General features: G+C 40.8%; 30 protein-coding genes and 2 pseudogenes. 14 read left to right on the top strand and 18 right to left on the bottom strand.

The window, feature by feature from the left end:
* Positions 1 to 84: 84 nt before the first annotated feature.
* Both C6Y01_RS15390 and fabL read right to left on the bottom strand, forming a co-directional pair.
* Positions 85 to 234, bottom strand: a pseudogene (locus C6Y01_RS15390) (gamma-type small acid-soluble spore protein); the annotation flags it as partial.
* Between the two features lie 75 nt (positions 235 to 309).
* A complete protein-coding gene (fabL, locus tag C6Y01_RS15385; protein ID WP_024425211.1) occupies positions 310 to 1062 on the bottom strand; it encodes an enoyl-[acyl-carrier-protein] reductase FabL in 753 nt (250 codons plus the stop codon).
* A gap of 81 nt (positions 1063 to 1143) precedes the next feature.
* On the opposite strand from fabL, the gene C6Y01_RS15380 reads away from it, so the two are divergent.
* On the top strand, positions 1144 to 1368 hold the full coding sequence (locus C6Y01_RS15380) for a hypothetical protein (protein WP_003217808.1): 225 nt from the start codon (positions 1144 to 1146) through the stop codon (positions 1366 to 1368).
* Here the strand turns inward: C6Y01_RS15380 and mutY are convergent.
* Positions 1355 to 2455 (bottom strand): A/G-specific adenine glycosylase, encoded by a 1101-nt coding sequence (gene mutY, locus C6Y01_RS15375; RefSeq protein WP_095286108.1) that lies wholly within the window; start codon positions 2453 to 2455, stop codon positions 1355 to 1357. The genes C6Y01_RS15380 and mutY overlap by 14 nt on opposite strands.
* A gap of 191 nt (positions 2456 to 2646) precedes the next feature.
* Here mutY and C6Y01_RS15370 point away from each other — a divergent pair, with 191 nt between their 5' ends.
* Positions 2647 to 3627 (top strand): metal-dependent hydrolase, encoded by a 981-nt coding sequence (locus C6Y01_RS15370; protein ID WP_034664985.1) that lies wholly within the window; start codon positions 2647 to 2649, stop codon positions 3625 to 3627.
* Positions 3628 to 3654: 27 nt separating this feature from the next.
* On the opposite strand, the gene rsoA is transcribed toward C6Y01_RS15370, so the two are convergent.
* Positions 3655 to 3876, bottom strand: coding sequence for a sigma-O factor regulator RsoA (gene rsoA, locus C6Y01_RS15365; protein WP_034664988.1), 222 nt, complete (start codon positions 3874 to 3876; stop codon positions 3655 to 3657).
* Entirely contained in the window at positions 3824 to 4426 is a 603-nt protein-coding gene (locus C6Y01_RS15360; protein ID WP_106038452.1) for a sigma-70 family RNA polymerase sigma factor, read from the bottom strand. Before C6Y01_RS15360 ends, rsoA begins: the two co-directional genes overlap by 53 nt.
* A 166-nt stretch (positions 4427 to 4592) precedes the next feature.
* On the opposite strand from C6Y01_RS15360, the gene C6Y01_RS15355 reads away from it, so the two are divergent.
* The 3 genes from C6Y01_RS15355 (at position 4593) to C6Y01_RS15345 (ending at position 6505) form a co-directional block, all read left to right on the top strand.
* Positions 4593 to 4757, top strand: coding sequence for a YvrJ family protein (locus C6Y01_RS15355; RefSeq protein ID WP_003217819.1), 165 nt, complete (start codon positions 4593 to 4595; stop codon positions 4755 to 4757).
* 94 nt (positions 4758 to 4851) lie between these two features.
* On the top strand, positions 4852 to 6015 hold the full coding sequence (locus tag C6Y01_RS15350) for an oxalate decarboxylase family bicupin (protein ID WP_106038451.1): 1164 nt from the start codon (positions 4852 to 4854) through the stop codon (positions 6013 to 6015).
* A gap of 67 nt (positions 6016 to 6082) precedes the next feature.
* Positions 6083 to 6505 (top strand): regulatory YrvL family protein, encoded by a 423-nt coding sequence (locus tag C6Y01_RS15345; protein ID WP_060595810.1) that lies wholly within the window; start codon positions 6083 to 6085, stop codon positions 6503 to 6505.
* Positions 6506 to 6509: 4 nt separating this feature from the next.
* On the opposite strand, the gene C6Y01_RS15340 is transcribed toward C6Y01_RS15345, so the two are convergent.
* The 4 genes from C6Y01_RS15340 to C6Y01_RS15325 form a co-directional block, all read right to left on the bottom strand.
* The gene (locus tag C6Y01_RS15340) at positions 6510 to 7004 is read right to left on the bottom strand and encodes a DinB family protein (protein ID WP_106038450.1); all 495 of its coding nucleotides are present in this window, start codon (positions 7002 to 7004) and stop codon (positions 6510 to 6512) included.
* Between the two features lie 48 nt (positions 7005 to 7052).
* A complete protein-coding gene (locus C6Y01_RS15335; protein WP_106038449.1) occupies positions 7053 to 9644 on the bottom strand; it encodes a YfhO family protein in 2592 nt (863 codons plus the stop codon).
* An 87-nt stretch (positions 9645 to 9731) separates the two neighbouring features.
* The gene (locus C6Y01_RS15330; protein ID WP_034665005.1) at positions 9732 to 10715 is read right to left on the bottom strand and encodes a glycosyltransferase family 2 protein; all 984 of its coding nucleotides are present in this window, start codon (positions 10713 to 10715) and stop codon (positions 9732 to 9734) included.
* A gap of 290 nt (positions 10716 to 11005) precedes the next feature.
* On the bottom strand, positions 11006 to 11278 hold the full coding sequence (locus tag C6Y01_RS15325) for a YfhJ family protein (RefSeq protein ID WP_034665009.1): 273 nt from the start codon (positions 11276 to 11278) through the stop codon (positions 11006 to 11008).
* Positions 11279 to 11394: 116 nt separating this feature from the next.
* On the opposite strand from C6Y01_RS15325, the gene C6Y01_RS15320 reads away from it, so the two are divergent.
* Positions 11395 to 11544, top strand: coding sequence for a small, acid-soluble spore protein K (locus tag C6Y01_RS15320; RefSeq protein WP_003217849.1), 150 nt, complete (start codon positions 11395 to 11397; stop codon positions 11542 to 11544).
* Between the two features lie 25 nt (positions 11545 to 11569).
* Positions 11570 to 11743 (top strand): YpzG family protein, encoded by a 174-nt coding sequence (locus tag C6Y01_RS15315; protein ID WP_003217811.1) that lies wholly within the window; start codon positions 11570 to 11572, stop codon positions 11741 to 11743.
* A gap of 133 nt (positions 11744 to 11876) precedes the next feature.
* Here the strand turns inward: C6Y01_RS15315 and C6Y01_RS15310 are convergent, their stop codons facing one another.
* Both C6Y01_RS15310 and recX read right to left on the bottom strand, forming a co-directional pair.
* The gene (locus C6Y01_RS15310) at positions 11877 to 12191 is read right to left on the bottom strand and encodes a YfhH family protein (RefSeq protein WP_034665012.1); all 315 of its coding nucleotides are present in this window, start codon (positions 12189 to 12191) and stop codon (positions 11877 to 11879) included.
* A 3-nt stretch (positions 12192 to 12194) separates the two neighbouring features.
* Positions 12195 to 12986 (bottom strand): recombination regulator RecX, encoded by a 792-nt coding sequence (gene recX / locus C6Y01_RS15305; RefSeq protein WP_034665014.1) that lies wholly within the window; start codon positions 12984 to 12986, stop codon positions 12195 to 12197.
* Between the two features lie 94 nt (positions 12987 to 13080).
* Between recX and C6Y01_RS15300 the strand changes: the two genes are divergently transcribed.
* The 3 genes from C6Y01_RS15300 to C6Y01_RS15290 all read left to right on the top strand — a co-directional run bounded on the left by C6Y01_RS15300 (position 13081) and on the right by C6Y01_RS15290 (position 14360).
* Complete coding sequence (locus C6Y01_RS15300) at positions 13081 to 13977, top strand: TIGR01777 family oxidoreductase (protein ID WP_106038448.1); 897 nt, start codon at positions 13081 to 13083, stop codon at positions 13975 to 13977.
* Positions 13978 to 14029: 52 nt separating this feature from the next.
* Positions 14030 to 14143 (top strand): YfhE family protein, encoded by a 114-nt coding sequence (locus tag C6Y01_RS15295; RefSeq protein WP_080869592.1) that lies wholly within the window; start codon positions 14030 to 14032, stop codon positions 14141 to 14143.
* A gap of 61 nt (positions 14144 to 14204) precedes the next feature.
* Positions 14205 to 14360 carry a YfhD family protein gene (locus C6Y01_RS15290; protein WP_034665021.1) on the top strand — a complete coding sequence of 52 codons (156 nt, stop codon included), beginning with the start codon at positions 14205 to 14207 and terminating at the stop codon, positions 14358 to 14360.
* A 36-nt stretch (positions 14361 to 14396) separates the two neighbouring features.
* On the opposite strand, the gene C6Y01_RS15285 is transcribed toward C6Y01_RS15290, so the two are convergent.
* Positions 14397 to 14984 (bottom strand): nitroreductase family protein, encoded by a 588-nt coding sequence (locus C6Y01_RS15285; RefSeq protein ID WP_223249939.1) that lies wholly within the window; start codon positions 14982 to 14984, stop codon positions 14397 to 14399.
* Between the two features lie 273 nt (positions 14985 to 15257).
* Between C6Y01_RS15285 and C6Y01_RS15280 the strand changes: the two genes are divergently transcribed.
* Positions 15258 to 16514, top strand: a complete 1257-nt coding sequence (locus tag C6Y01_RS15280) for a helix-turn-helix domain-containing protein (RefSeq protein ID WP_106038447.1) — start codon at positions 15258 to 15260, stop codon at positions 16512 to 16514.
* 36 nt (positions 16515 to 16550) lie between these two features.
* Here C6Y01_RS15280 and C6Y01_RS15275 read toward each other — a convergent pair whose 3' ends face one another.
* The 3 genes from C6Y01_RS15275 to mprF form a co-directional block, all read right to left on the bottom strand.
* Positions 16551 to 17018 carry a thiol-disulfide oxidoreductase DCC family protein gene (locus C6Y01_RS15275; RefSeq protein ID WP_034665027.1) on the bottom strand — a complete coding sequence of 156 codons (468 nt, stop codon included), beginning with the start codon at positions 17016 to 17018 and terminating at the stop codon, positions 16551 to 16553.
* Positions 17019 to 17354: 336 nt separating this feature from the next.
* Positions 17355 to 17903 (bottom strand): thioredoxin family protein, encoded by a 549-nt coding sequence (locus tag C6Y01_RS15270; RefSeq protein ID WP_034665029.1) that lies wholly within the window; start codon positions 17901 to 17903, stop codon positions 17355 to 17357.
* A 91-nt stretch (positions 17904 to 17994) separates the two neighbouring features.
* Positions 17995 to 20565 carry a bifunctional lysylphosphatidylglycerol flippase/synthetase MprF gene (gene mprF / locus C6Y01_RS15265; protein ID WP_034665032.1) on the bottom strand — a complete coding sequence of 857 codons (2571 nt, stop codon included), beginning with the start codon at positions 20563 to 20565 and terminating at the stop codon, positions 17995 to 17997.
* Between the two features lie 168 nt (positions 20566 to 20733).
* Between mprF and C6Y01_RS15260 the strand changes: the two genes are divergently transcribed.
* Positions 20734 to 21213: a MarR family transcriptional regulator gene (locus C6Y01_RS15260; RefSeq protein WP_003217817.1), complete on the top strand. Its 480-nt coding sequence runs from the start codon at positions 20734 to 20736 to the stop codon at positions 21211 to 21213.
* A 313-nt stretch (positions 21214 to 21526) separates the two neighbouring features.
* Positions 21527 to 21829: a hypothetical protein gene (locus C6Y01_RS15255; RefSeq protein ID WP_095286102.1), complete on the top strand. Its 303-nt coding sequence runs from the start codon at positions 21527 to 21529 to the stop codon at positions 21827 to 21829.
* A gap of 389 nt (positions 21830 to 22218) precedes the next feature.
* On the opposite strand, the gene C6Y01_RS19440 is transcribed toward C6Y01_RS15255, so the two are convergent.
* On the bottom strand, positions 22219 to 22497 hold the full coding sequence (locus C6Y01_RS19440; protein ID WP_170938432.1) for a DUF1648 domain-containing protein: 279 nt from the start codon (positions 22495 to 22497) through the stop codon (positions 22219 to 22221).
* Between the two features lie 447 nt (positions 22498 to 22944).
* Positions 22945 to 23955 (bottom strand): ketoacyl-ACP synthase III, encoded by a 1011-nt coding sequence (locus C6Y01_RS15245; protein WP_075611048.1) that lies wholly within the window; start codon positions 23953 to 23955, stop codon positions 22945 to 22947.
* Between the two features lie 141 nt (positions 23956 to 24096).
* On the opposite strand from C6Y01_RS15245, the pseudogene fabZ reads away from it, so the two are divergent.
* A pseudogene (gene fabZ, locus C6Y01_RS15240) lies at positions 24097 to 24387 on the top strand (3-hydroxyacyl-ACP dehydratase FabZ); the annotation flags it as partial.
* 76 nt (positions 24388 to 24463) lie between these two features.
* Here fabZ and C6Y01_RS15235 read toward each other — a convergent pair.
* Positions 24464 to 24991 carry a YfiT family bacillithiol transferase gene (locus tag C6Y01_RS15235; protein WP_095286100.1) on the bottom strand — a complete coding sequence of 176 codons (528 nt, stop codon included), beginning with the start codon at positions 24989 to 24991 and terminating at the stop codon, positions 24464 to 24466.
* Positions 24992 to 24998 lie beyond the last annotated feature (7 nt).

Here is a 24998-nt window from a genome sequence, read left to right as displayed (position 1 = left end):
TTTACAGGTTTTGTCGGATGGTGGTGAGAGGCAAAAAGAAAAGCACTTCATTCGTATATGAAGTGCTTTCCTCTGTTTCAGTGATTAGCTGTTTTGTTGTTTGTTTTGCTCAGCTTTTTGGTTGTATTTTTTTACTTGCTGTACGTCAGTCTCGCTAGCAAATTCAGTACCAAATTGACCGCCTTGTGCAGAAGCTTGGTTTTGTTTCTTCACTTGTTGTGCGTTTGTTTTGTTTTGTTGTTGATCCATCATTATCACCTCCACGCACATTAATTTGTGCAGAAGGTGTACATCCTATTCATGATTTTTTTAAACTAGCAAAGAACGTCCGCCATCCACAATAATGGTCTGTCCTCTAATCATGTCTGCCTTGCCTGATACAAGGAACTCCACGCTGTCGACCATGTCTTTAATTTCCACCATTCGGCCGGCAGGTGTGTTTTTCTTTGCATCTTCTAACAGCTCTTCACGGTTCGGGAAGTGCTTGAGCGCATCTGTATCGATCGCGCCGCCAGATACGGCGTTGACGACGATATTTTTTTGTGACAGCTCAACAGAAAGGTAACGTGTCAAAGCTTCTAGTGCCGCTTTTGATACGCCGACCACTGTGTAATTTTCAAGGTAGCGGATGGAGCCTAGTGAGCTAATGCTGACGATATGTCCGCCGCCATTTTTCTCCATTAATTTCGCCGCTTCTTGTCCGCAGAATAACAAAGCCTTCGCATTGATATTCATCGTCCAGTCCCAATGATTTTCTTCAAGGTCCATGATTGGACGCTGAACACCTGATGCCGCATTGTTCACAAATACATCTAAACGGCCAAAGGTTTCATCGATTTGCTGAAACATGTCTTTGATTTTCTCAGGCTGGCCTACATTGGCTTTCACGACCAATGTTTTGACGCCCATCGCTTCAATTTCTTCCGCTGTTTCAAGTGCGGCTTTTTTGCTTCTCGCATAGTTAATGACAATGTCATATCCTTTTTCAGCCAGGCGAAGGGCTACTTCTTTCCCTACTCCTCTGCTGCTGCCTGTAATTAATGCACATTTACGTTGACTCATTATGGTTCATCTCCTGATTTGAATAGTTTTCGTTCATTCGCTTCACACTAATAGGAAAGTTCCTATTAGGAGGTTACATTCATGTATGTCGGACGCGATTTAAGCCAGCTTGGCATGATGTCCAAGGATCAATGGAAAGATACTGAGCTTGCTTACTTTCATCATGCTTTCCAACAAATTTTACCTTATTTGAACGAAGAAGGGCAATCTAAGTATCGAGAAATCATTTCTGAAATCGAAGACCGCGGGGGTCTGCATAGAAATGAAGCTGATTATACCCACGGTACAACGGTTAAATATGACTAGGCTGCTCAAGTGCCAGCTTCCAAATTTTTTGGTGTGAGACTGGCAAAGCATACGCCTCAAATTCCTCTGTTGTGACTTTTTTCAGCATCGTGTCATCAGATACAGAGGTAACTCGTCCAAAGAAAACAGAAATATTCCAGATGAGGTGGGTAAATACATGCTGAATGGTGCCTTCTAAATCACCAAGCTCCGCTTGTACACCTGCCTCCTCTTTTAAGAAATCAATTAACTGCTCTTTTTCCGTTTTTCTTCCCTTCATGGTTTCCATGTTAGGGAATTCCCATAAATTCGCAAGAAGGCCTGTACTTGGCCGTTTATGAATATATAGGTTGCCTGCATCATCAAATAACACCGCTGCTGCCATTGATTTTGCAGTCGGCTTTTTCTTTTTGCTTTTCACTGGGAGCTCATGCTGAACGCCTTCCTCTAGTGCCGAGCAATGCATGTTCACAGGGCAAATGAGGCAGGCAGGGGATGTTGGGGTGCAAATGAGCGCACCAAGCTCCATCAGCCCTTGATTGAATTCTGAAGGCTTTTCCCGGGAAATGAGCTGATCGACCGCAAACTCGAAAATATTTCTCGTTTTTGGTTTTGCTATATCATCCCATACAGACAAAATACGGGAAATGACCCTCATGACGTTGCCGTCTACCGCAGGGTACGGCTTGTTATAGGCGATACTCAGCACTGCACCGCTCGTATACGGACCTACACCTTTAAGCTTTGAAAACTGCTCTTTCGAATCAGGGACAACGCCCCTGTAGGATTCATATACTTCTTTCACAGCTGCCTGTAAATTACGAACTCTTGAGTAGTAGCCAAGACCTTCCCATGCTTTCATGACCTTTTCTTCATCAGCTAAAGCGAGATCCTTCACCGTCGGGAATTGCTCCATAAACCGGTTGAAGTACGGAATGACCGTATCCACTCTCGTTTGCTGAAGCATCACTTCTGATACCCAGACGCGGTATGGATCCTGATTTTCACGCCATGGCAGTGTCCGTTGTTCTTTTTCATACCAATCAATTAAATCATGCTGAAAGCCCGCAATATCTTTGCGGTCCAGCTTTTCTTGAATGTCTTTCATATCTATACTCCTTCTCATTGAACCGAGGGCTAACGTTCTGAAAAGAACCTTATTTGTTGTATACTGTTTGTAGATACGTTAACATGTTACATTAAATCAGGACAAAGCAAAAGTGATTTTGCACAAAGTCTTGAAAGAAGACGTATACTTTGTATGATTGTTCCTAAGCATGACAACTAGGAGGTAATCAATTGGATACTGGTACTCATGTAGTAATGGGCATTTCTCTTGGGGGACTTGCACTTTTAGATCCAGCCGTCAGCGCAGATCCACACATGGCACATGCCGTGATGCTCGCGACCATTGCCGGCTCCCAAGCACCAGACATTGATACTGTGCTAAAACTAAAAAATAATGCGGTTTATATAAGAAATCACAGAGGATTTACACATTCCATTCCAGCTGTACTGTTCTGGTCAATACTGATACCGGCTGTGATTTTCCCATTTGTGCCGGGGGCGGATTTACTTCATCTGTGGTTATGGACTCTATTAGCCGTTGTGCTCCATGTGTTTGTCGATATTTTCAATGCATACGGCACACAGGCCATTCGTCCATTTTCAAAGAAATGGGTAGCGCTTGGGATCATTAACACGTTTGATCCTTTCATCTTTTTTACACACCTTGTCGCCATTGTCGTTTGGGCCATTGGCGGTCATCCCGGCTATACGTTCATCTCGCTGTATGCCGTGATTTTCTGTTACTATATCGTCAGGGTTATCATGCAGCTTCAGATTAAACATCAGCTGCGTGCACAATTCGATGAAATTGAAGACATTATTATTTCGCCTACAATGAAGTTTAGACAATGGCGTATTGCTGTGAAATGTAAATCTTCTTTCCATGTTGGACGCAGCATGAATGGAGAGGTCGTCATTTTAGACACCTTTAACCGTGTGCCGGTCCCGGATACTGAAATTATGAAAATTGCCAAGCAAGATGAAAACATTTCAGCCTTTCTCTCCTTCTCCCCTGTCTACCGGTGGGAAGTGGATAAATACAAGGATCATTATGAGGTGCGGTTCATTGATTTGCGCTACCGCAGCAAAGGTCACTATCCTTTTGTCGCGATCTGCCATATCGACATGGACCACCAAATCAAAAATTCCTATACCGGCTGGATTTTCAGTGAAGAAAAACTGCAAAAAAAATTAAGACTCGGCTCTGTGTGAGCGAGTCTTTTTTTGTGTTTACATCTCTTACAACTTCGTCATATATTCCACAATAAACTCCCAAAACCCAGGTCCCTCTTGGTAAATCAGCCAGTCTACTTTTTCGATGAGTTTGATATAGAGTTCTTGTTCGAGGTCTTCTCTTTCTTGATATGCCGTGTTTTGTAGTTTCTTTTTGATCATGGGTGTGAAGGTTTCAATGAGTTCTTCCATTTCTCCATTGGTGATTTTGTCTTCGTTCACGGACATCTCCCCCTGTTTCTTCTTTTAGTTTGTTGAGTGCTTTTTTGTGAATGTTTGAGATATTTTGTCTTGATTCGCCTGACTGATCAGCTATTTCCTTCATCGTTTGGCCTTCGACATAGATTTGGGTTAAGACCATTTTTTGTTTGTCTGTCAGCTGCTGGTAGGCCTTGTACAATGTTTGATCTTGCAGATGCTCTCCTAAGTCTTGCTGGTTGAAGAGCACGGCTTCATACGTATCTGTTTGGACAGGGTCTTTCACTTCTTGAGTATCAGGATGATCGAGTATGAGCGGAAAACGCTGCTGCTTCTTTTTCACTCGTTTGTCAAAGTCGACTGAAAAGATGCGTATCATTGTGGAGATATACTTGATGATGCGGATTTTCTGATAGAACTGTTTGAACTCGGAATCTAGCTTTTTGGCATTTTCCTCGTTTGGCTCTTCCATGACTTGTTTGAGCAGCTGCTCGTTTTTCGGGTTGCTTAAAAACTGCTGAATGAGCGGGTGATCAATGATTTCCTTCCATTTTGCTTTCAATAACAGCCGATAATCCATGTGCATCCTCCCCTTTGTTCCCTCTACTTGCATTAAGTGGACAAAAGTTAAAAAAAGTAAACTTTATGAAACGGGTCTAATGGTTCATTTTCTCCTCCTCTGCTTTCCTTTTTCTTCTTTCAGACCACCTATATAGAAGACGAGCATCCGCTGGGAGGTGAGACAAATGGAGACCTTTTTTTCGGAGGAGTGGCTGAAGCAGCTCGGTCAGGCTGGCTTCCCTGCCATTTTGACAGTTTATTTGCTGACACGTTTTGAACGAAAGTTTGATGAATTGAGCAAGCTCATCCAACGATTAGTCGCTGTTCAAAAAAATGATGAATCAGATTGACATCTGCTTGATTGGTTTCACCTTATGAAAACGAGGGCGAAATGAAAGGCCTTTTGTCACCTCACACAATACGATGTTGAAAGGGGATTTTATCATGAGTGAAAAGCAAAATGGTGTACCACAGCCGATCCGGGGAGAAAAAGGGGCAACGGTCAAAATTCCACGTAATCTCGAGCGAGACAGACAAAACCCAGATATGCTCATGCCACCAGAAACCGATCATGGAACGGTTCCCAACATGAAATATTCTTTCTCTGATACGCACAACCGTTTAGAAAAAGGCGGCTATGCCCGTGAAGTGACGGTACGTGAACTGCCAATCTCTAAAAGTCTTGCCTCTGTGAACATGCGGCTAAAGCCTGGTGCAATTCGCGAGCTGCACTGGCATAAGGAAGCGGAATGGGCGTACATGATTTATGGGGAAGCCCGAATTACATCGGTTGATGCAGAGGGGCGCAATTTTACAGAGGATGTGACCGAGGGTGATTTGTGGTACTTCCCTTCTGGCTTGCCGCACTCTATCCAAGCACTTGAACCGGGAGCTGAATTCTTGCTTGTGTTTGATGATGGGTCCTTCTCTGAAAATAGTACGTTCCAATTGACTGATTGGCTTGCCCATACGCCAGAGGAAGTTGTACTCCAAAACTTTGGAATGACAAAGGAGCAATTTGAGAAACTGCCAGAGAAAGAGAAGTATATTTTCCAAAAAGGAATTCCTGGTTCCCTTGAGTGTGACAAGGTGAAAACAGAGCAAGGAGAAGTCCCGAATTCCTTTAAATATGAGCTGTTAAAACAAGAGCCGATTACGTCAAGCGGTGGACAAGTGTGGATTGCGGATTCTACCAATTTCAAAGCTTCTAAAACGATTGCCTCTGCTCTTGTGAAAGTTGATCCAGGTGCCATTCGTGAGCTGCACTGGCATCCAAATACAGATGAATGGCAATATTTCATTTCTGGAAAAGCTCGAATGACGGTATTTGCTTCTGATGGACATGCGAGAACCTTCAACTATCAGGCGGGAGACGTTGGCTATGTGCCATTTGCGATGGGGCATTATGTAGAAAATACAGGCGACGAACCGCTTTATTTCTTAGAAATCTTCAAGAGCGACCATTATGCAGATATCTCACTCAATCAGTGGCTTGCAGTCACACCGAAACAGCTTGTTCTTGATCATTTAGATCAAGGTGAAGAATTCTTGAAATTGCTTGATACTGAAAAACACCCTGTCATCGCTGCACCTAAAAAAGAGGATTAATTCCACCTTCCTGCAAAAAGGCTGTCCTTTTTGCAGGTATCTTCATGTAAAGGAGTGTTGTTTATCCATGCAGCAATCTGTTCACGCTTTATGGCAAGGAGTGAAGTGGCTGATGGCGATATCGGTTGTCTGTTACATATTTTTGTTGTTTTGTGTGCTGTTCTTTCATTTGACGGGTGCTTTTTATCAATCAATTTTATCGCTGCTACTGTTTATGGGCATCTATGTTGTACTCGGGATATCTTTTGAACATCTGGAGCACGTGCTCATGCAGTTTGTTCGAAAGTGCCGGTCTAAAAAACGATCCATCGTTTTCTATGCCATTTTATTTCACCTTTTGTTTATTTGGGGTGCTGTTTATTTATCAGACGAATTGGTTGACGGCATTTGGCTGTCTACTTCTGAGGAAATTCTTTTTGCCCTTAGTCTTTGGTTGTTTCATTTTTTGTTTGATTATGCGACGTTTCCGTTTGAGAAAGAAGCTTCGTGACTCTCTATCGTCTTTCTGGAGAGAGCGCTTCTTTGATCTGCTTCATATGATGGATGTCGTGATCAATCAGTCCTTGAAAATAACTTGATAACGTCAGCTCGGATTGACCGATAAAAAAACATGTATTCCAGCGAGATGCTTCGATTTTCTTTATTTCTTGAAGCAATTCTGTTCTGACAGTAATAAATCGTCCAATCGTCTCGCTTCTCTCTTCGTGCCTCGCCCTTTTGGCTGACTGTCGATTCATTTCATGCACATCAGGTGCCTGCGGTAACGCTTGATTGTTCCAAAATTCCTTTAGACGATCGTGTAAAATAAATTCATCCCATGGAACGAAATGTGCGATGATCTCAGCAATGCTCCACTTTCCATCAGCGATGGCGCTGCGCCATTCTTCGTCTGTTATTTCCGCTAGTGACTGTACCCATTCAAGGGTGTGTTCATAATGATCAGTAATGGATTCTTTGTTTAACGTCAAATGGTTTTCCCCCATTCTCATGCTTTTATGTTGATTGTATCAATTTTGAGAAAGATAAAAAAACACCACTTATGATGAAAAGTGGTGTTTCTTGTGTTTTCTCCGTGCATAGAGGATCGCACCAATCAAACTGATCAATGAAATCAATGCGAGAATTCTGATATAAGGCGGATAGTAGGTTAGCACAATCTCGTTTTTTCCTTTTTCTATTGGAAAACCAATAAAAGTGTAGTTGGCTTTTTCAATATCGGTTTTGTGTCCGTTCACCGTGAGCTCCCAGCCTTTTTCATATGGAACAGGCAGAATCATATAATTATCGCCGCGCTTGTTATCATATGAAATCGTAAAGCGGTTATTTTTAAGCTTTACTTTTTGGCTGCCATCATCCTGTTTTTCTTTTTCATATGCTTTTTCTAGGACGCGGTAAGGTTCTTGATACAGCTTCATTTGATTGAGCTCATATGTCCCTTTTGGTACTCGAATGGAGAGGATCTTTTCCGCAGGGACTCGAATCGTCACTTCATTTACGCCTGTTTTGTAGATGGATGTATTGCTTTTTCGTGAGGTGACGTAGTCGTCAACGGATAACTGAAACCCTGCGTTACGGTCGGTCCGCTTCACATAAAAGCTCACATACACATCCCCTGAACGGGCCATATCATCTGGCAGTGTGATATTCAGGCCGCCCTTTTCTCCATATACATCAAGCACACCATTTTCGTATACAGCTTGTTCAGTATGAACATTGGTATCTTTGACTCGATCTGCTGCGCGCTCGATTTCAGCGTTTCCTTTTTTGTCTAAAATGACGCCTTGCAGCATCGCATGCTCTTTATCAAGTGCTGAGGCATTCTTTAAGGATCTTTCTGAATAAACGGTGCTCGTTGTTCTTGCAAATGGCAGCGGCCGTGTATTTTCATATACCTCATAATGCTCGCTTTCTAATATTGGTTTAAAATAAGCTGGCGGTGAGTAAGGCATCATGTTGTTTCTCATATAATACTTTCCGTAGGTCAGGCTGTATAAATTCGCCCTGTCCCCCATTGTTGCATAACGGCTGACACTTTCCCTTCCCATATCGATTTGCAGGTCATTCCAGTAGAAATTGAGCAAATGCTGATTCAATATACTTGAATACACACTCATGCCTTGAAAGCCTTCAAATAACGGGGTATTGTTTCGCACGCCGTTCATCCAATCAATACGGGCGAGCGGATCTTTTGAGCGGCTTTGAATCTGCTGGATCAGCTTCATTTGCTCAGGCCCAGCATATGCTTCACTTTTCATATAAGTATCTGATACTTCTTTAATATTGCTTCTTTCAGATAAGTAGCCCTGCTGATACACACCTGCTGTCAGTAAGCTAAAGACAATGAGCACAGCTGAAAAGAGACGAAGGTGCTGGCGTTTTTCCGCATGAATCCATAGGAAGAACAAGCTGATGACAAGCAGTTCTATGCCTGTAAATACAACGATATCCATGTTTCCCTTTGCTCGTTCTGAAAGGGCGACAGCGAGAAGGAACACGATCCAGGCGCCTAAGACCGCACGTTTTTTCCACTTCCACTCGATTCGCGAGAAATGCTTGATGGTGATGGCAACGACCGCTCCAACTGTAAAGGCAAGAATGTATTCAAATCTGTACTGCGGTGCTGAAAAACCATTAAACACGCTCGCCATCTTTGGGCTAAAGTGAAAAACAATGAGTAGCATACTGATGGATGTGAACATGAAAAACCATCTGTTTCGGTAAAGCGGAACGAGGAACATACAAATCAGAAAAATCACGGGTAATAAATACACCCTGCTTGCAAACAGCAGATGATCATGCAGCTCGAACCAAGGAATGGCCTGTTCATACGGTGGTCTTACATTATTGAGAAAGCCATAAACAGACGGGATAAAAAAGGCGGCACTGATCCCAAAGGATAACAGCGTAGAGATCGCAAGCGTCCAGAACACCTTCCACCCGCGCTCCTCACTTCGCAGCTTGATCATATATCTGAAAACAAGATAGATCGCTAAAAAGATAAAATGAATATAAGCAAAGTAAAAGTTGTTGATGAGCATCAGGCTGCACGCCAAAATAAACCAAGCCGGCTTACCCGTTTTGAATATCCGTTCAACCCCAAGCACAAGCAGCGGAAGCCACATCATGCTGTCGGTAAAAAACTCCCAAAATGTTTGATGCCGAAAATACACAATAGACAGTCCGTAAATTGCGGCACCTGTCAATGCACTTAGTCTATTTTGAACCATTGAAAGAAGCACACGGTAAGCGATGATTAGAATGAGCGTCAGCTTGATCACGCTCAGCCAAATCACAGCATGTGCCCAGAAATGAATGTCCGTTGACTGTATGAAATGAAGCGTATTCATCAGCCAGACGACAGCGACTGTCACCATAAAGACCGCCGACGTTGTGAAATAATACCCTAATTGCGTGTATGTACCGCCGCCTAGACCGAATTGATAGGAATAAAAGAAATTCCCTTTGACATATTCGTCGTAAAGCAGCTTTTTAAATGGGAGCATTTGCGAGATGCCGTCCCCATCTCCTGTCATGTACCGGCCTTGCGTATATTCATATAAGAAAAAGGAGTGGCCTAATAAAGCAAGAATGAGGCACATTCCAATGATTATCCATCTACGTTTCATCATCTAAATCCTTTCCACAAAAGATCCACTGTTCTTTGAAACAAAACAACCCAGCAAGCGATTCGTGCTTGCCGGTTATTTGACTCCACGTTATTTAAATAACTGTGTTAACACTCGGTCTTGTTCCTTTGAGCTTGTCTCTTGCTGCATGACATTTGATTCTTGGATCAAATAATGCGGCCTCTTTTTCGTTTCATAATAGATACGGCCAATATATTCTCCAATCACACCTAGACTCAAAAGCTGGACACCTCCGAGGAAAAGCACAGCCGATATTAAAGTGAAATAACCCGGTACCATCACGCCCGTTCTGACAATTTGAATAAAGGTGGCCACGATGTAAATCAAAGAGAGGAATAAGATCAGTATGCCAGTATAAAAACAAATACGCAGCGGGCGGTTGTTAAAAGAAATGACGCCATCTATGCCATAGTTAAATAACTTCTTCAGTGACCATTTTGTATCACCATGCTGTCTTTCTACATTTTCATAATAGATGACCTTTTCTTCAAACCCAATCCAGCAAAAAAGCCCTTTTGAAAAACGATTTCCCTCTTTCAGCTGAAGCAATGCATCGATTGCTTGGCGTGAAATTAAACGGAAATCCCCGACGCCATCACGCAAGTCCACTTCTACTACCTTGTTCATCACTTTATAGTACATGGATGCTAAGTAAGAGCGAAGCTTGCTGTCTCCTTTACGGTTCCGTTTGGCAATGACTTGATGATAGCCTTCTTCATATCCTCTGACAAAATCCTGAATCAAATACGTCGGGTGCTGCAGGTCGGCGTCCATGATGATCGCAGCTACTCCCTTCGCATATTCAAGTCCTGCCAGAATAGCGGCTTCCTTCCCAAAGTTACGCGAGAAGGAAATGTATTTGACCTTTGCACTTTTGCGAGAGAGCTCTCTCATGTATTGAAGTGTGTTGTCCTTGCTTCCATCATTCACAAAGATGATTTCAAAGTTATAATGAAAATCGCGAAACTCTTCCTCGAGTGCCTCAAAGATTCGTCTGATGTTTTCACCTTCATTGTAAGAAGGAATTATAACAGAGAGCAATTCTCGTTCCATATCGCACCTTCTCTTCACTTTTTTCACATAGTCTGTTATGTTCATTATTCCTTTTTTGTCAGAAAACGAAACCCTTTTTTATTATCCATAAATTACATGTCTCTTTAATCGTTCCATTATATCAAAGTTTTATTTCCAGTGATTTTCAGTAAGATGAATTTAATGTAATTTTAAGTTTAACCATTGTAAAAAGCCTGTAATTTCGATCACAGACTGGGTATTGTATCATAAAATTGTTTGCTTATTTATATATTTTCCTATTTATTGAAAAAGATGAGCGGGCACTTCTTTTAATGAAGCAGCCCTTTGTTCTGCCCTTGCAGATGCTCGTTTGCCTTTGATTGTTTATTTTGAAATAAATGCAGCTGCGCACCGTAGCTCTCAATCCATTCTTGGACAATCCGTTCTGTTGTTTCCTGTCCTTTATACTTGCGGCCAGCCTTTGCATAGGTCGTTTCAAAATCACTCCAAAGCAGCTCTACCCATGTACGTGCTTCTTCATATGTCAGCATATTGTTTTTTTCCATGAGTTGTTCTGTTAGTCGCTCAAAGTATTGTTCCATGTCGGTTCCTCCTTCATCTAGCAGAAAGTGCCTTTTTAAAAAAACCTCTTTTTTCATATACTACCCTTACGTCTTCAAAAGACGCAAATGATTTGTATTGTTTGGAGGGAATCGATATGCGTAATAAAGCAAAAGGCTTTCCAAATCAAGTGAATCACAAATTTGAAGGCGAACCAGGCGCCACAGATGCTTATGCGTCTAAAAGGCCGAATGGTGAGACGAATACACGTCCACAGGAACGTATGAGGGCATCAGGGAAACGCTAATTTTTCCAAAGGGAGTGCTTGAGATATGAGTTCAAATGGGAAATCGTATATGGAAGACTTTGTTCAATTAAGGACAACCGCTTACCCTCAACCATGGGCGAATGCAAAGCATTCTGCCTCTCAGGTCAACGGAGAAACGCAGCAAACGCAGCACGACATCGTACTTCAGAACAACGTCCGTAAACAGCGTTCGAAGTAAAGAAAAGGACTGATCTCTAGGATCAGTCCTTTGTCTTCTTTTCAGCGTGATAGAAAACCTTTGCAGCCCTAGGAAGGACGAGCACCGGCGCGCAGACCTGACACCGAATGCGAGGGTTTGCCTACACGCTGGATCAGTCCTTTTGCGTAAGCATTGAAATCGGCAGGGCATCTTCCTTATTTGGAGCCGATACTCTGTATCCCCATGCAAATACACCATTTAGATATTCTACGTAAAATTGCTCGTCTGTATCTTTGATTTGATATGTCGTTTTGGTTTGAATGAGAGCTGGATCTAATAAGTAGGCTTTCGCCATATCGATTTTCCGTTCTAAGACGGCATATTCATTTACAATGCCAAGCTGTTCAGCCTTTCGTGCTTTTTCAGAAAGAGAGGCAATCTCCTGCTTCAATTCGTATTCCGTCATCTCACTATAGCGTTTTTCCATCTGTCATTCCCCTTTGTCTAAAACGTGATCAATTGTATCAAGATCAAAGCCTTTTCTGAATAAAAATTGCTTCACTTTCATCTTCTTTTCAAATGATCCGTCATATCCTACCTTGCGTTTTGCCTTCTCCAGCATATAGAGGAGGGCTTCTTCTTCCTTTTCCTCTTCTTGTCCATCATAGGCTTCTTGAAGGGCTTTATCAATGATCCCAAACGAAAATCCCTTTCGCTGCAGCTGAAGCTTGATACGCTGCTCGATCTCTTTTGCAGAACGATTTTTTTCTTTTCTCACAAGCTTGAGAACCTGCTTCACAGCTTCCTCCAGCTGTAAGTCATCAGGATATTGCGATAGCGCTTGTTCAATGGTGTCATCGTCTATGCCTTTAAGCTTTAACTCTTTTTTCAGGACGGACGGCCCTTTGCTGTTCGTTTTACGGTGGGTGCTTACATAGGCTTCCGCAAATTCGAGATCATTTACATACTTGTAATGCTTTAATTTGTGTATAATTTCACTAATAGCAGGCGCTGGAATTTCTTTTTTCGTCAAATAATCGGTCACTTCTTTCACCGATCTCATTCGGTAGGATAAATAATCGACGGCCTGCTGAAATCCTTTTTTCACAGCATCACCGAATTGAATTTCAATGATATCTGCTTCGTCCAGCTCTTTCCCTTTTTTCAAATCGTGCTGGACGAGCACATCTAGATCAACGCTAAAGGCGTACTTTTCATCAAGAAAGATGTTCACCCGCTCCGTATTGTTTTTCTGAGCGGAGATTTTTGTAATATAGGGCATCCTGTGATCACTCCTTTTTTAAAACAATCAGGATGTTTCTTATGATTCAAAATCGTGAAAAATATAGGTATATATATGAGAGGAGAGATGTCAATTGAATATCGCCATCACCGGAGGAACCGGTTTTATCGGCCAGCACGTCACTAAAGTGCTCGCTGCTGAAGGACATCATCTATATATTTTAACAAGAAATCCAAAGGAATCCGAACAAAATCATTTACACTATGTGCAGTGGCTGACAGAAGGTGCTGCGCCTGAGCATGAACTGCCTGCCATTGATGTCTGGATTAACCTTGCTGGAAAATCCATTTTCACACGCTGGACAGACAAGACAAAAGAAGGCATCCTCTCTAGCCGTATTCAATCCACACAAGAAGTGAGGCGCATTATAGAAGCGCAGGAATCGAAACCATCTGTGCTCATTCAAGCTAGTGCTGTCGGAATTTATGGCACGTCTCAAACAGGAGATTTTACGGAGGAATCACCTCCTGCGGATACTGATTTCTTAAGTCATACCTCAAAGCTTTGGGAAGCTGAGGGGCAAAAGATTGAAGCACTCGGCATTCGTACCGTCTACACACGGTTTGGTGTCGTGTTAGGAGAAAAAGGTACACTGCCACTGATGACTCTGCCATATAAGCTGTTTGCCGGCGGGACGATCGGCTCTGGTTCGCAATGGGTTTCATGGGTTCATGTCGAAGATGCGGCACACCTCATTGCTTATGCGATACACCATGACGACTTCTCAGGTCCACTCAATGTCACATCACCGAATCCTGTGCAAATGAAGCAGCTCGGACAAACGATTGCGTCTGCCCTTCACCGCCCTCACTGGCTGAAGGTCCCATCCTTTGTCATTCAAACGGCACTTGGTGAAATGTCATTACTTGTTTTAGAAGGCCAGCGTGCGCTGCCGAAAAAGGCGCTGCTTTCTTCTTATGACTTTTTGCATCCTGAACTAAAAGAAGCGATTTTGCATTCAGAGGAATAAATTTTGTCAAAAACACCCATCCTATTAGAAATGAGATGAGGGGGCGATTTTGATGAAGAAAAAAGAACACCAGCCAACTTCAAAGCTGAAGAAAACCCAGGAAGTCCTGTATCAGCAGGAATTCAAAAAAGCAGAAAGAGCAGCAGCAGAAAAAAGAAACAAATAAGATGGATATTCCACTCCAACAAGCACATAACTAAAGTGATCTTGTAAAGGAGGGAAAGGCTTTGAAAAAAGACCAACACCAAAAATCCAACCACGAGCTTGCAGCACAAGAGACGGATGGCGAATATGTTGAATTTTCCAAAGAACTTGCAGATCCGAATGACGTAAAAGCAATGGCACGTATGAAAGCAGCCGACCAGCGCGCCAAAAAACAATAAGTAAAAAAGCAGACACTTTAGCGGTCTGCTTTTCTTTTATTGAATTTCAGTTAAAAGACTTGATGCTTTCTGACGTGATTTTTCCTCAGGCACCTCTTCTGGATAACCAATGTGAAGGATCGCAGCAAAACGCTCGTTTTCCTTTAAGCCCATGTCTTGTTGAAAGCCTTTGTCATATAAAATGCGGCCGCTCTTCCAGACCATACCGATCCCTTGATCCCACGCAAGCAGCTGGAAGTTTTGAATAAGCGCACTCACGGCGGCAAAATCATCATTTCTCACCACAGGGTTCTCGTCTTCTTTTAGCACGACAAGTAAAAGCGCTGGGACCTTAGAAAAGTAATCTCTATATTGATTGATCTTTTCTTCCTTTGCATCTGGGTTGTTGCGCTGAAAGAACGCAATGAAGCGATCAACAAAAGTTGCTTTGGCCTCATCCGTCACCGCATATAGAAAGCGCCATGGCTCCGTGATTTTATGGTTCGGTGCATAGACTGCATCCTCTAATAACGGCTGAAGCTGCTCAATGGTCACCGGCGTCTCTTTGAATTTTCGAATGGATCGTCTATATCTGACAGCGTCTCGAACCGTTAACGCTTCTGTTTGTTGTTTGATTTCTGGCATATCTGTCATCCTTTCAATCAATCTTAATTGAAATTGATTCTCATTCACATTATAAACATCATTTAGGGCAATTTGCAAATGGTGTTTCCCTTCCTGTCTGCTAAAAAGTTGTTTGACTTTTTCAAGTAATGTTACAATCATATTACGTTTTAAACAAATTTTGATAAAAAAACCATGATGATGAAATGGTTTCAGGTATTCCCATTTTGTCTGATTCGGTTATTTTGTCAAAAGGCTTTCAACCCATGATTGGAAGGGAGGCTTCTGGATGGAATGAAAATCAATATCGGGCAAATCATCAAGCTCTACCGTTATAAACAAAATATGACCCAATCTGAATTGGCAGAAGGAATTTGTTCTGTCTCTCATTTAAGTAAAATCGAAAATGGCTCAAAGGAGGCCAATCAAGATACCATCAATTTACTGCTTGAACGGCTGGGCATCAGTCAAGAAACGCTGTCACAAAAGGCGCGTCACCTGCTGTCACTCTTGGATGAGTTTCAAATGAATATGTATTTCTATGCACTCGATCAAGCTGAACAAAATGCAGAAATGATCATTCAGCACGAAGAACAGTTCTTTTCGCTGGATTTAGGCATTCAGTATCATCTGTCCTTATTTCAATTTTATTTATTAACGGACAAACAGCCGCTTGCCTTAAAAACACACCGCGTGCTTAAAAAGTTTGAAAAAACCTTTATTGAAACAGAAAAAGAAATTTTCGAATATTTAGATGGCATTCATCTAATAAAAAATGGTCAGCTTGAAGAAGGCTTAAAAAAACTTGAGAGCTGCTTTTCTTACGCGTCTGTTGAACAAAGTGACCTATATTATCACTATGCAAAAGCACTCGGAAATATGGGACATCTTGGTGATGCGCTTGAAGCGACACATCAAGCGATGGATTTATATAGACAAAAGAACAATTTCAAGCGGATTATTCACTGTACACTCATTCATGGCGTGATCTCACTGGAACTAAAAGCCTTTCAAACGGCGAAGAAATATTTAAAAGAAGTGATTATGCACACGTCCCTTCACCCTGATGCCTATATTAAAATGACGGCTTATTTTTATTATGGGGTGCTCTTAAAACGTGAAGGCGATTTCTCTTCAGCTGTGCCTTATTTACTAGATTCACTCAATTACTTTAATCAAGGACAGATAGAAGACCGTTACTGTGAAACATTGTATGAAATTGCGACATTATATGCTGAATATGACCGCAAAAAGGCACTTCCCTACATACACGAGCTCTTAAAACAGCCTCGTATTCAGCCAAATTGTTTATATATGATCAAGATCTATAAATTGATGATTGAGGAAAACCCTCTTGATTTGAAAACCTATTTGATCGAAGCAGCCCTTCCTTACTTTAAACAAAATGAGCTGCACAGTGAGTACTTGTTTGCTCTTAGAACCTTGCTTTCCTATGCGGCTTCTGAGCTTGACGAACGTGCATATATGTCCTATACGAGAACGCTGCTTGATCACTTAGCATCATATGTTCCCTATTACAAAAAAGCATGACCTTCTGCCGATCGAAGGTCATGCTTTTCCTATTCATTAAATGGTCTTCTGTTGATCTGTACCAGGACGAGTGACTTGTTTGACAGAATGAATGTACCGTTTTCTCGCAAAATAATCATACGCATGCTGTCCAAAGCCTAACCAAATGCTGAGCACGATGAATGGGATCGTTCCCCATAATGCAGGGATATTGCAGGCAATTCGCAGCCACGTATAGATCCCCGAATTTTTTTGGTTTTTGGCTAAGGAAATAGACACGATTCGTTTTTCTGCCTTCTCTTCACTTATTTTGTTCAGCTTGAGCAGCTGCGAATGCCTAAAGGATTCAAAATGAATACGGTTCTTCCAATCGAGAGCTTTCAACAAGTCAATCGCTTTTGCACATGAAGGACTTTGCCCGTCATAAAACACAAGCAGCCTCAGTGATTTGATGGAACGCTGTTCTCTTTTTTTCGATTCAGCGAGCTTCTTTTTTTCTTGATCGAGATAAATGATTTTTTTCATAGATTGATCGCCAGCCCTTTTCCGTCATTTGTTTTTTAGTTCGTTCAAAGGAGATTACAACTAGATTACTATAGTTGCTGGGCCTCTTGTATTGGGAAAAAGCAAACCAACGTGCGTTATATGAGCCTTTAGATAAGGGCAAAATTGAGGTTTTCATGGCACATATGAGGTTTTTCAACTAAAAATGGTTGGGAAAATCGTGATGCTTTGCGGTTTTCTGCGGTTTTTTGTAGAATTCTGCGGTTTTTCTACATCTTTATGCGGTGTTTTGTAGGTGAGACGCAAAAACAAGATAAAAAAAGACTACTTCCCGTTGCGGCGAAGTAGTCTTTTGGTTTATATTTTTTCCAAAACTTCTACTATTTCTTTCTCAATATCTTTCCATAAGTAACGATCTGTCGTATAGTGATGTGCGGCTTCTTTCGCAAATACTTGAAAAGCTTCTTCAAAATCAGGTGCATCCTTGTCTGGTTTTTTCTCATCAACAAAGCGCTGTGCTTCTGTTGAGCGTGGCCCCCATTTTCCTACTTCATTCCCGTCCTGATCAATGATCACGATAATCGGAATCGATCTTGCGGTCCCGTTCGTTAAATACTGATCCATCAGGTCTAGATGCTCGTCCCGAATGAAATAGCGCGCATCAATGAGTGCTTCACTCGCGATACGCATGAAAATTGGTACATTGACCATCGCATCCCCGCACCAATCCGCTGTGATAACAAGCGCTCTGAGCTTTTTCTTTTGCAGCTTTTGAAGCAGCTCTTTTTCTTTTTGATGAATTGCGTACTGATTGTACACCGTGAGCAGATTTTCTCGGTTTTTCTCCATGTTGTGTACATATGTACGTTCAGTTAATCCCTTTGTAAACCATTCATTTAATGTCATATTTACATCCCCCTTACCCTTCAACTTTACCACTTTTGCTATTCTTTTGTCTAAAAAAACCTTCACCTAGTGAAAGGTAAAGGTTTTTGATCTATGGACGCCGGTTGCGATTTGGGTCCATCCCAATCAGCTTGGTGACAAGCACCATTGTGACAGGTAATGATGTATTCTTTTTATACGCTAAATATTTTCCGCGCCACTCGGGTTTATATTTCTGTTTAAACGACCTTAATCCGCTGAAGCTGTACATAAATCTGACGTTGTTGAAAATGACACTCGCCAAACGCTCCGTGAGGAAGGACTGATGAAACGTCCCTACATTTGATAAAGGCGCCATTCCCATGTTAAAGGATTTGTAGCCTTTTTCTTTCGCCCATTGAAAAAGGTGGATAAACAGCGCATCCATCATCCCGTTCGGTGCATCATGCATATGACGCATTAAGTCGATAGAAATCTCCCCTTCTTGATACATCGGCATTAGTGACACAAAAGAAATGATCTCCCCTTGTTCATCCTTCAGAATCGCAACCGGTGCTTTTTGAAGATAATCTTCTTGAAAATAGCCGAGCGAAAATCCTTTTTCTTTTTTCTTTCCGAGCCAGCTGTCAGAAATCTGTTTTAAGGTTGAAATGAACTCATCTGAAAAAGGCGGTTCCAGCATTTCAAACGTATAGCCTTCTCGTTCAAACTTATTGGCCACAGCCCGTAAATTTGATTTTTTCTTACCGGAGAGAGAGAACGTTTCTAAATCGACCATGGCTTCTTCTCCAAGCTTAAAGAAATGAAAGCCTAAGTCATGATAAAGTGCCATTCCTTCCCGTTCTACTTGATAAAAAGCGACGCGATAGCCTGCTTTTTCGGTCTGCTGTAAAAACTCTTCAAGCACAAGTGGATAGGACGCTTTACGTCCAGAGGGATCTCCGAGCACAATGACGCAGCGGCCAATTCGTCCAAATTGAAGCATCGCCTCTCCATCACTTGAGAAAAATAATTTTTTATCGCCTAAAAAGCCAAGATGACTGAGGGCATTTCCGCCCTTTTCCTCTAAAAACGTTTTTAATTTTTCCTCATCTGCTATTTCTCCAATAGGAAATGCTTTTTTATTAAAAATCAATTTACTAATGAAAAAGAAAAGTGGTACACCGATGAGAGCAATCATGCTCGTCATCGTGATATGCCGTTCATTATGCACCAGGTAATCCTTACTCAAGAAATGCCCAATTTTTGTCCAAATAAAGTTGCCGATGACATTATAGTTAAACAGCACGAGTAAATATCCAGCGGCGGCCGCCACAAACTGATACAAGGAATAAGGTGCCTGCTGCTTCACAAATTGATTTCGAAGAGAGAAAAATACAGCCATGATGACTGGCAGAATAAAGATGAGACTCAGGTTAAATCCTTTTAACAAAGTAAACACAAAGCCGCCTGCTAGGGCGATCATCGTCAGCACATACGATCTTTTTGTTCGTTTATACACTTCAATGGACAATATCATCAGAATAATTCCGAACATTAAAGAAAGACCATTAAATCCTGATAACAGAAAGCGTGGAATGCTGGTAATCACGCCTAATCGATCGACAGGAAGCACAACAGACGCCATGATGAGCAAGCCGCTTCCAAAGGTTAAAATCGATAAAGATCCGTACAATAAACGGATTAATAAAGCACGGTGCAACACAATTAAGACGTTCGTTGTTTCTATGGCAGGTGCCATTCTCGGATTGCCTTCAAGACGTCTAAGCGTCGTTCCCGTTAAATCGTAAGCAGCTAGACAAAGGCCAAGGATAAACGGGAAGATCGAGTACACGAAGCGGTACAAAACGAGCGCCGTCAGCACCATCTCTTTATCAAACCCAATGTACTGCATGCTGAGTAAAAAGATGAGATCAAACGAACCAAATCCGCCCGGAACCATACTGATTAAACCGCCGATTGACGCAATCGCAAATACGCCTAATACAATCCGGACATCGACGTTCATCCCCATAGAGACGACAGCCATGTACATGACAAGACCAGCTGCCAGCCATTCTAAAAACGATGCACCGATATAAGCGTAAATCGGATGCTTCAGTCCATTTTCACCGCTCTCAATCGAGCTTTTTCGAATTGATGCCATGATGATATATATCGGTACAATACAGGCAAAGATGATAACAAAGGCCCATAGCCACGGCTCTTGGCTGATAATACTTTCTACAGGAAGCACCCTCACCAAGATCAGATCACTGAAAATAGATAAGCCCAAAAGGACCGAGGAAGTCAAAAGGGCAATGCCTTTCAGCAGTTTTTTCGTATCGGTTATGTACTCCTTGTATAGAAGCGTTCTAAGCCCTGCTCCTGATAGACCGCCGAACCCAAGGACACTGTTAAAGGAGTTCGCAATCCAGGAAATGCGAATCGTTTTCCAGCCGCTGATGGGCATATTAAGGCTTCTTCGTAAAATAAAATCATATAAGGACATCGATAACACTGCGACAAGTCCAAGAAAGACAAGAATAAACAAGTCCATTCGATTCAAGCTGTCAATAATATAAAACGTCTTTTTAATGGAAAGGCCGCTCAGCTCCTGCTTGGCGACAAAAATTAAGACAAGGATGATCACGATCGGAAAAAGCATTTTTAAGATCGTCATACCCGTTTTTTTGTTCCACATGTTTTCCCCAACTTTCTAGGTTGCTTCATTTATTTAGACTGAACATTATTATACAACAAATACCACTTGATTCATGCAGTTTAACATTCAAAAGCTTGACGAACCTTTCAATTAGAAGTAAAAATCAGTAGTATAGAGAAAAGAGCCGCTTAAAGGAAGTGAACAAGCGTGGAATATAATATTCATGACACCACTGTATTAAAAGAAGAGATTCTATCTCCAGAGGAAAAAAAGACATGGGTGCTTTATATGAAAGTACTCACAGCTGCAGGTCTTGGAGATGTTTCAGAATGGATGAAGCTCGATATGAGTATGCCTCAAATGAAGGTGCTCATGCTGCTCAATAACCATGGCTCTCTCAAAGTATCCGAAATCGCTGAAAAAATGGGCGCTTCTCTATCCAATATGACAGGTCTGCTTGACCGGTTAGAACAGTCTCACTTTGTCGAGCGAAAACACTCTGAGCGTGACCGGAGAATCATTGTCGTAGAACTAACGGAGGAAGCGAAAAATATTTTCAGAAGCATTTATCAAAAAGGACACGAAAAAATCAAAAATTCCCTGCAACGGCTCAATGACGAGGAAAAAGAAAAAGTCAACGAAGGGCTGGCTATTTTAGAAAAAGCACTGCGTCCTGAACGCGGCTAAACATGAAAAGGAAAAAAGACGGTCACTTGAGGTCCGTCTTTTTTATTTCTTCTTCTACTAGTTTATCTGAGAGGATAAACGTTTTTTGAATAACTCCCCTGTCATCCCATAAAAGGTAGTTGGTGGAGGGCATGATTTAAGTTGTAAGGTCTGTAAAAGTACTGATGAGATACAGAAGAAGTATTCCAAACATTTAAGAGTAAGTTAGATCGTTATAAGAAGTCATATAAAAACGAATAAAAGAATTGAGTTTTCCAGGCAGAAGAAATGTTATTCATCTTGCTAATTCCCTATTTATTAGTGAGGTGTATTTATGGCAGAAAGAGATCATTATAAAAATTTGTTGATAAAACTCTGTGAAGATCAGGGAATATCAACTCGTAAACCTAAATTTGAACAAGTTGAAAGTTTGATTCTTATTAATCTTAAGAATCAATTAAAAGAAGGAGTTGACTTGGAATGTTTTAAGGTTTTAAACCTGATCCATCAAACAGTCTCACCCTTTGGAATAAAATTTGACCAACAGCTTACTTTGTATCCTGGTGGAAATCGTTTGGACAGAGTGACAGTTTCTTTTGATAAAGATGATTACGAGCTGACCGGTGACACGAAATGATTTTTGAAGGTGGTGTGTGCAATAGTTTTGATTTTTAAGGAAGTTCAAAAAATAAACTTCCGGGCAATACCAGGAATGGGGTCCCGCCAACCAAATGACATAAAACCCACGCTAAGGGGTACCGCCAGAATTTCGGAAAAAAACATGCTAAGAGTATGCAAGATTTTATACAACTTTTAAGATAATCCAGTAACAAACAAGGACCCTAAAACGGCGCCAGATAGGAATGTATAAAAAAATGCATAGATTTATAGAACAAAAAAAGGGGGTCCCTTGTGAGAGTAGGGTTCCTCCTCTATATTTGCTACCGTTAAATGAGACGTTATGTTAATTAGGTTTGTATAAAGTATTCATGTTTTCCTTAGAATAAGATCAAATAATAATTTAAATTAATATATAGCCATATAAATTATTACCATTTGAAGAATCGCAAATAAATATATTGCATAGAAAGCTTGAATTGAAATTTTATTCATATAATAGGCAATAATCATACATACTGGAGAAATAAAAAGTCCGTTATATTTTTTTACAATTAAATCAGACTCATTCCATCCATTAAAATGTATCGGAATTTCGTTATAACTAAACGGATAATTTAAGATAGAAATTAAAAATGTTAATACAATAACTGCTAAAAGAACTTTATTGTTAAATAACCAATACATATCTCTCCTTACCCACCAAAAAATCATTATAATTAATTATAGAATGTTAATATATCATTTGTAAAATATGTATTTTAATTTATAACCCTCAAAGTAATTAATGACAAAAATGCACTTCCAATAACATGTAAATAAGCTGTCCATATGGACGGCTTATTGTATGTTTTTGCTTAACGTGGTTTTTTTCCGAAATGCTGGCGGTACCCTATCACTATTAAGTAAGGTGTCATCTAAATCAAATAGCATTGCTTTATAATCTCTTAATTAACTTCACAGCCTTTCTTATATAAATAATCCCTAGTTCGCACCTTCAAACTTTCAATTTACTAAAAAATGTAATATTTAACTATCGCACCCAATAATTGAAGATAAGCAAACTGAGTTGTCAATTGGCAACCAATTCTTAAAATCAAATTCATTTCTTTGTCAATCATTATGTAAAATCTATTACAACGGGGTTGGAGCATTAATTAGTTGGTCAAAATTTATTTCTAAAAGTTGTCCTGCGTGAACCAAACCACTCCCAAAACCGTACATAAGAACTCGATCTCCATTTTTGACTTTTCCTTCACGGATTCCAAGGTCAAGAGCTAAAGGAATTGTAGCAGCAGAGGTATTTCCATAATTGACTAAGCTATAAAGTGTCTTTTCCAATGAGTATTCTAATTTTTCACAAATTGGTTCTATCAATCTTAAGTTAGCACTATGGGGTATAAACCAATCAACTTGATCTAAACTCGTTTGTGTTTTTTCTAAAATCTTTCGTATGCTGTCTGGAATATTTCTTACAACCCATCGAAAAACTTCTCTACCATTTTGTACAAGACATTGAGTATCGATTAACTCAATATCATTGACCTTTTTTGATAGTCCAGAACGATATACATGTTGCGCTCCTCTTCCATCACTTCCTAGATGGAATCCAATGAAGTCGTTGGATTGTTCATCTCTTTCAACTAATACTGCACCAGCACCATCACCAAATAGAATGCATGTACTTCTATCGGCATAATCCGTAATTTTTGAGATTGTGTCTGCTCCAATAACTAATACCTTTTTGTGGAGTCCAGAAGAAATTAAACCGTTTGCTGTATGCAATGCATAAACAAATCCTGCACACGCTGCACTTAAATCTATAGCACCTGCTTGGTTTATATTTAATTGATCCTGTATTATGCTGGAAACAGATGGGAATGGGAAATCTGGTGTACTAGTTGCTACAATAATCATATCTACATCTTCAACTTTTTTATTATATCTGTGCATTAAATCTTTTACAGCAGATACACATAAATCACTGGTAAATTCATCAGAACGAGTTATTCTACGTTCATGAATTCCTGTTCTTTGGATAATCCAATCATTACTTGTTTCGACCATTTGCTCAAGCTCAAAATTTGTTAATTTCTTTTCAGGTACATAGGTACCAATAGCTGTAATTCTTGCTTTTGACATCATTTGTTTCTCCCCCTTTACTATAATTACACTAAGTTTTATAATCTAATATTAGTACCAGATACTAATATTGTCAAAAATTAAAAATGAAAATACTGATAATTGAAAATCCGCTTGTGAAAATATAAAAAGGGAGAGGGAGTCATGTTCAATACTCAACAAATTAAAGAAATTATTCCACATCGTTATCCGTTTTTATTAGTTGATTGTATTCTTGAAATAGAGGAGGGAAAACGCGTAGTTTGAATTAAAAATGTTACTACTAATGAAGAGTGCTTTAATGGTCACTTTCCAGAATATCCAGTATTGCCAGGTGTTCTAATTGTAGAAGCGTTGGCACAAGTAAGTGCAGTTATTATGTTAATGAAAGATGAAAATCGAGGGAAAATTGGATTATTAAGCTGTTACTATAACGTATCTCCAAAAGAACATATTTCGCTATATAAAACAATGCCGCCATGCAAATAAACATGGCGCCAACAATTTTTCTACCAGACATATGATGTCTCCTTTAATTCCATTGATTTCTTTTGATTAATTCCGTGATATGGGCAAGGTGATGCTTTGAATGCCAGACGTACATTCCTGTTGCATCATATAAGGACACCGTTTGTTGATCGGCTGGGTGATAATAAAACGCATTGAAGTCTTCCTCTGACATTCCCCGAAGTAAAGTAACCCACCTGCGATGCAGACTGCTGATCAAGGGAAGTGACAGGCTGATGGGCGCCTTGCTGTCTGGAAGCTCGGCAAATCCCTCCTGATCGTATGGACGTATATCCGGTGTCTCTTCTGTGAGCGCAAGTTTGAATCGTAAATAAGCATTCAGGTGGCTGTCTGCTACGTGATGAATGAGCTGACGGACGGTCCATCCTCCAGGCCGATAGGGTGTATCCAGCTGACCATCTGTCAACTGATAGGTCACCGCTTCATACTCTTGTGGAATCGCAGCCAACTGATCAATCCATGCCTCAAGCTGTTCTTTCGTTTTTTCTTCAACCGGTTCATATAAGCCAATCGGATATTGTAATGACGTCATACGCTCT

Source organism: Bacillus sp. NMCC46 (genome assembly GCF_002998465.1).
Taxonomy (GTDB): Bacteria; Bacillota; Bacilli; order Bacillales; family Bacillaceae; genus Bacillus.
The sequence above is the reverse complement of the archived record's forward strand: the minus strand, read 5'-3'. Positions and strand labels throughout refer to the sequence as shown.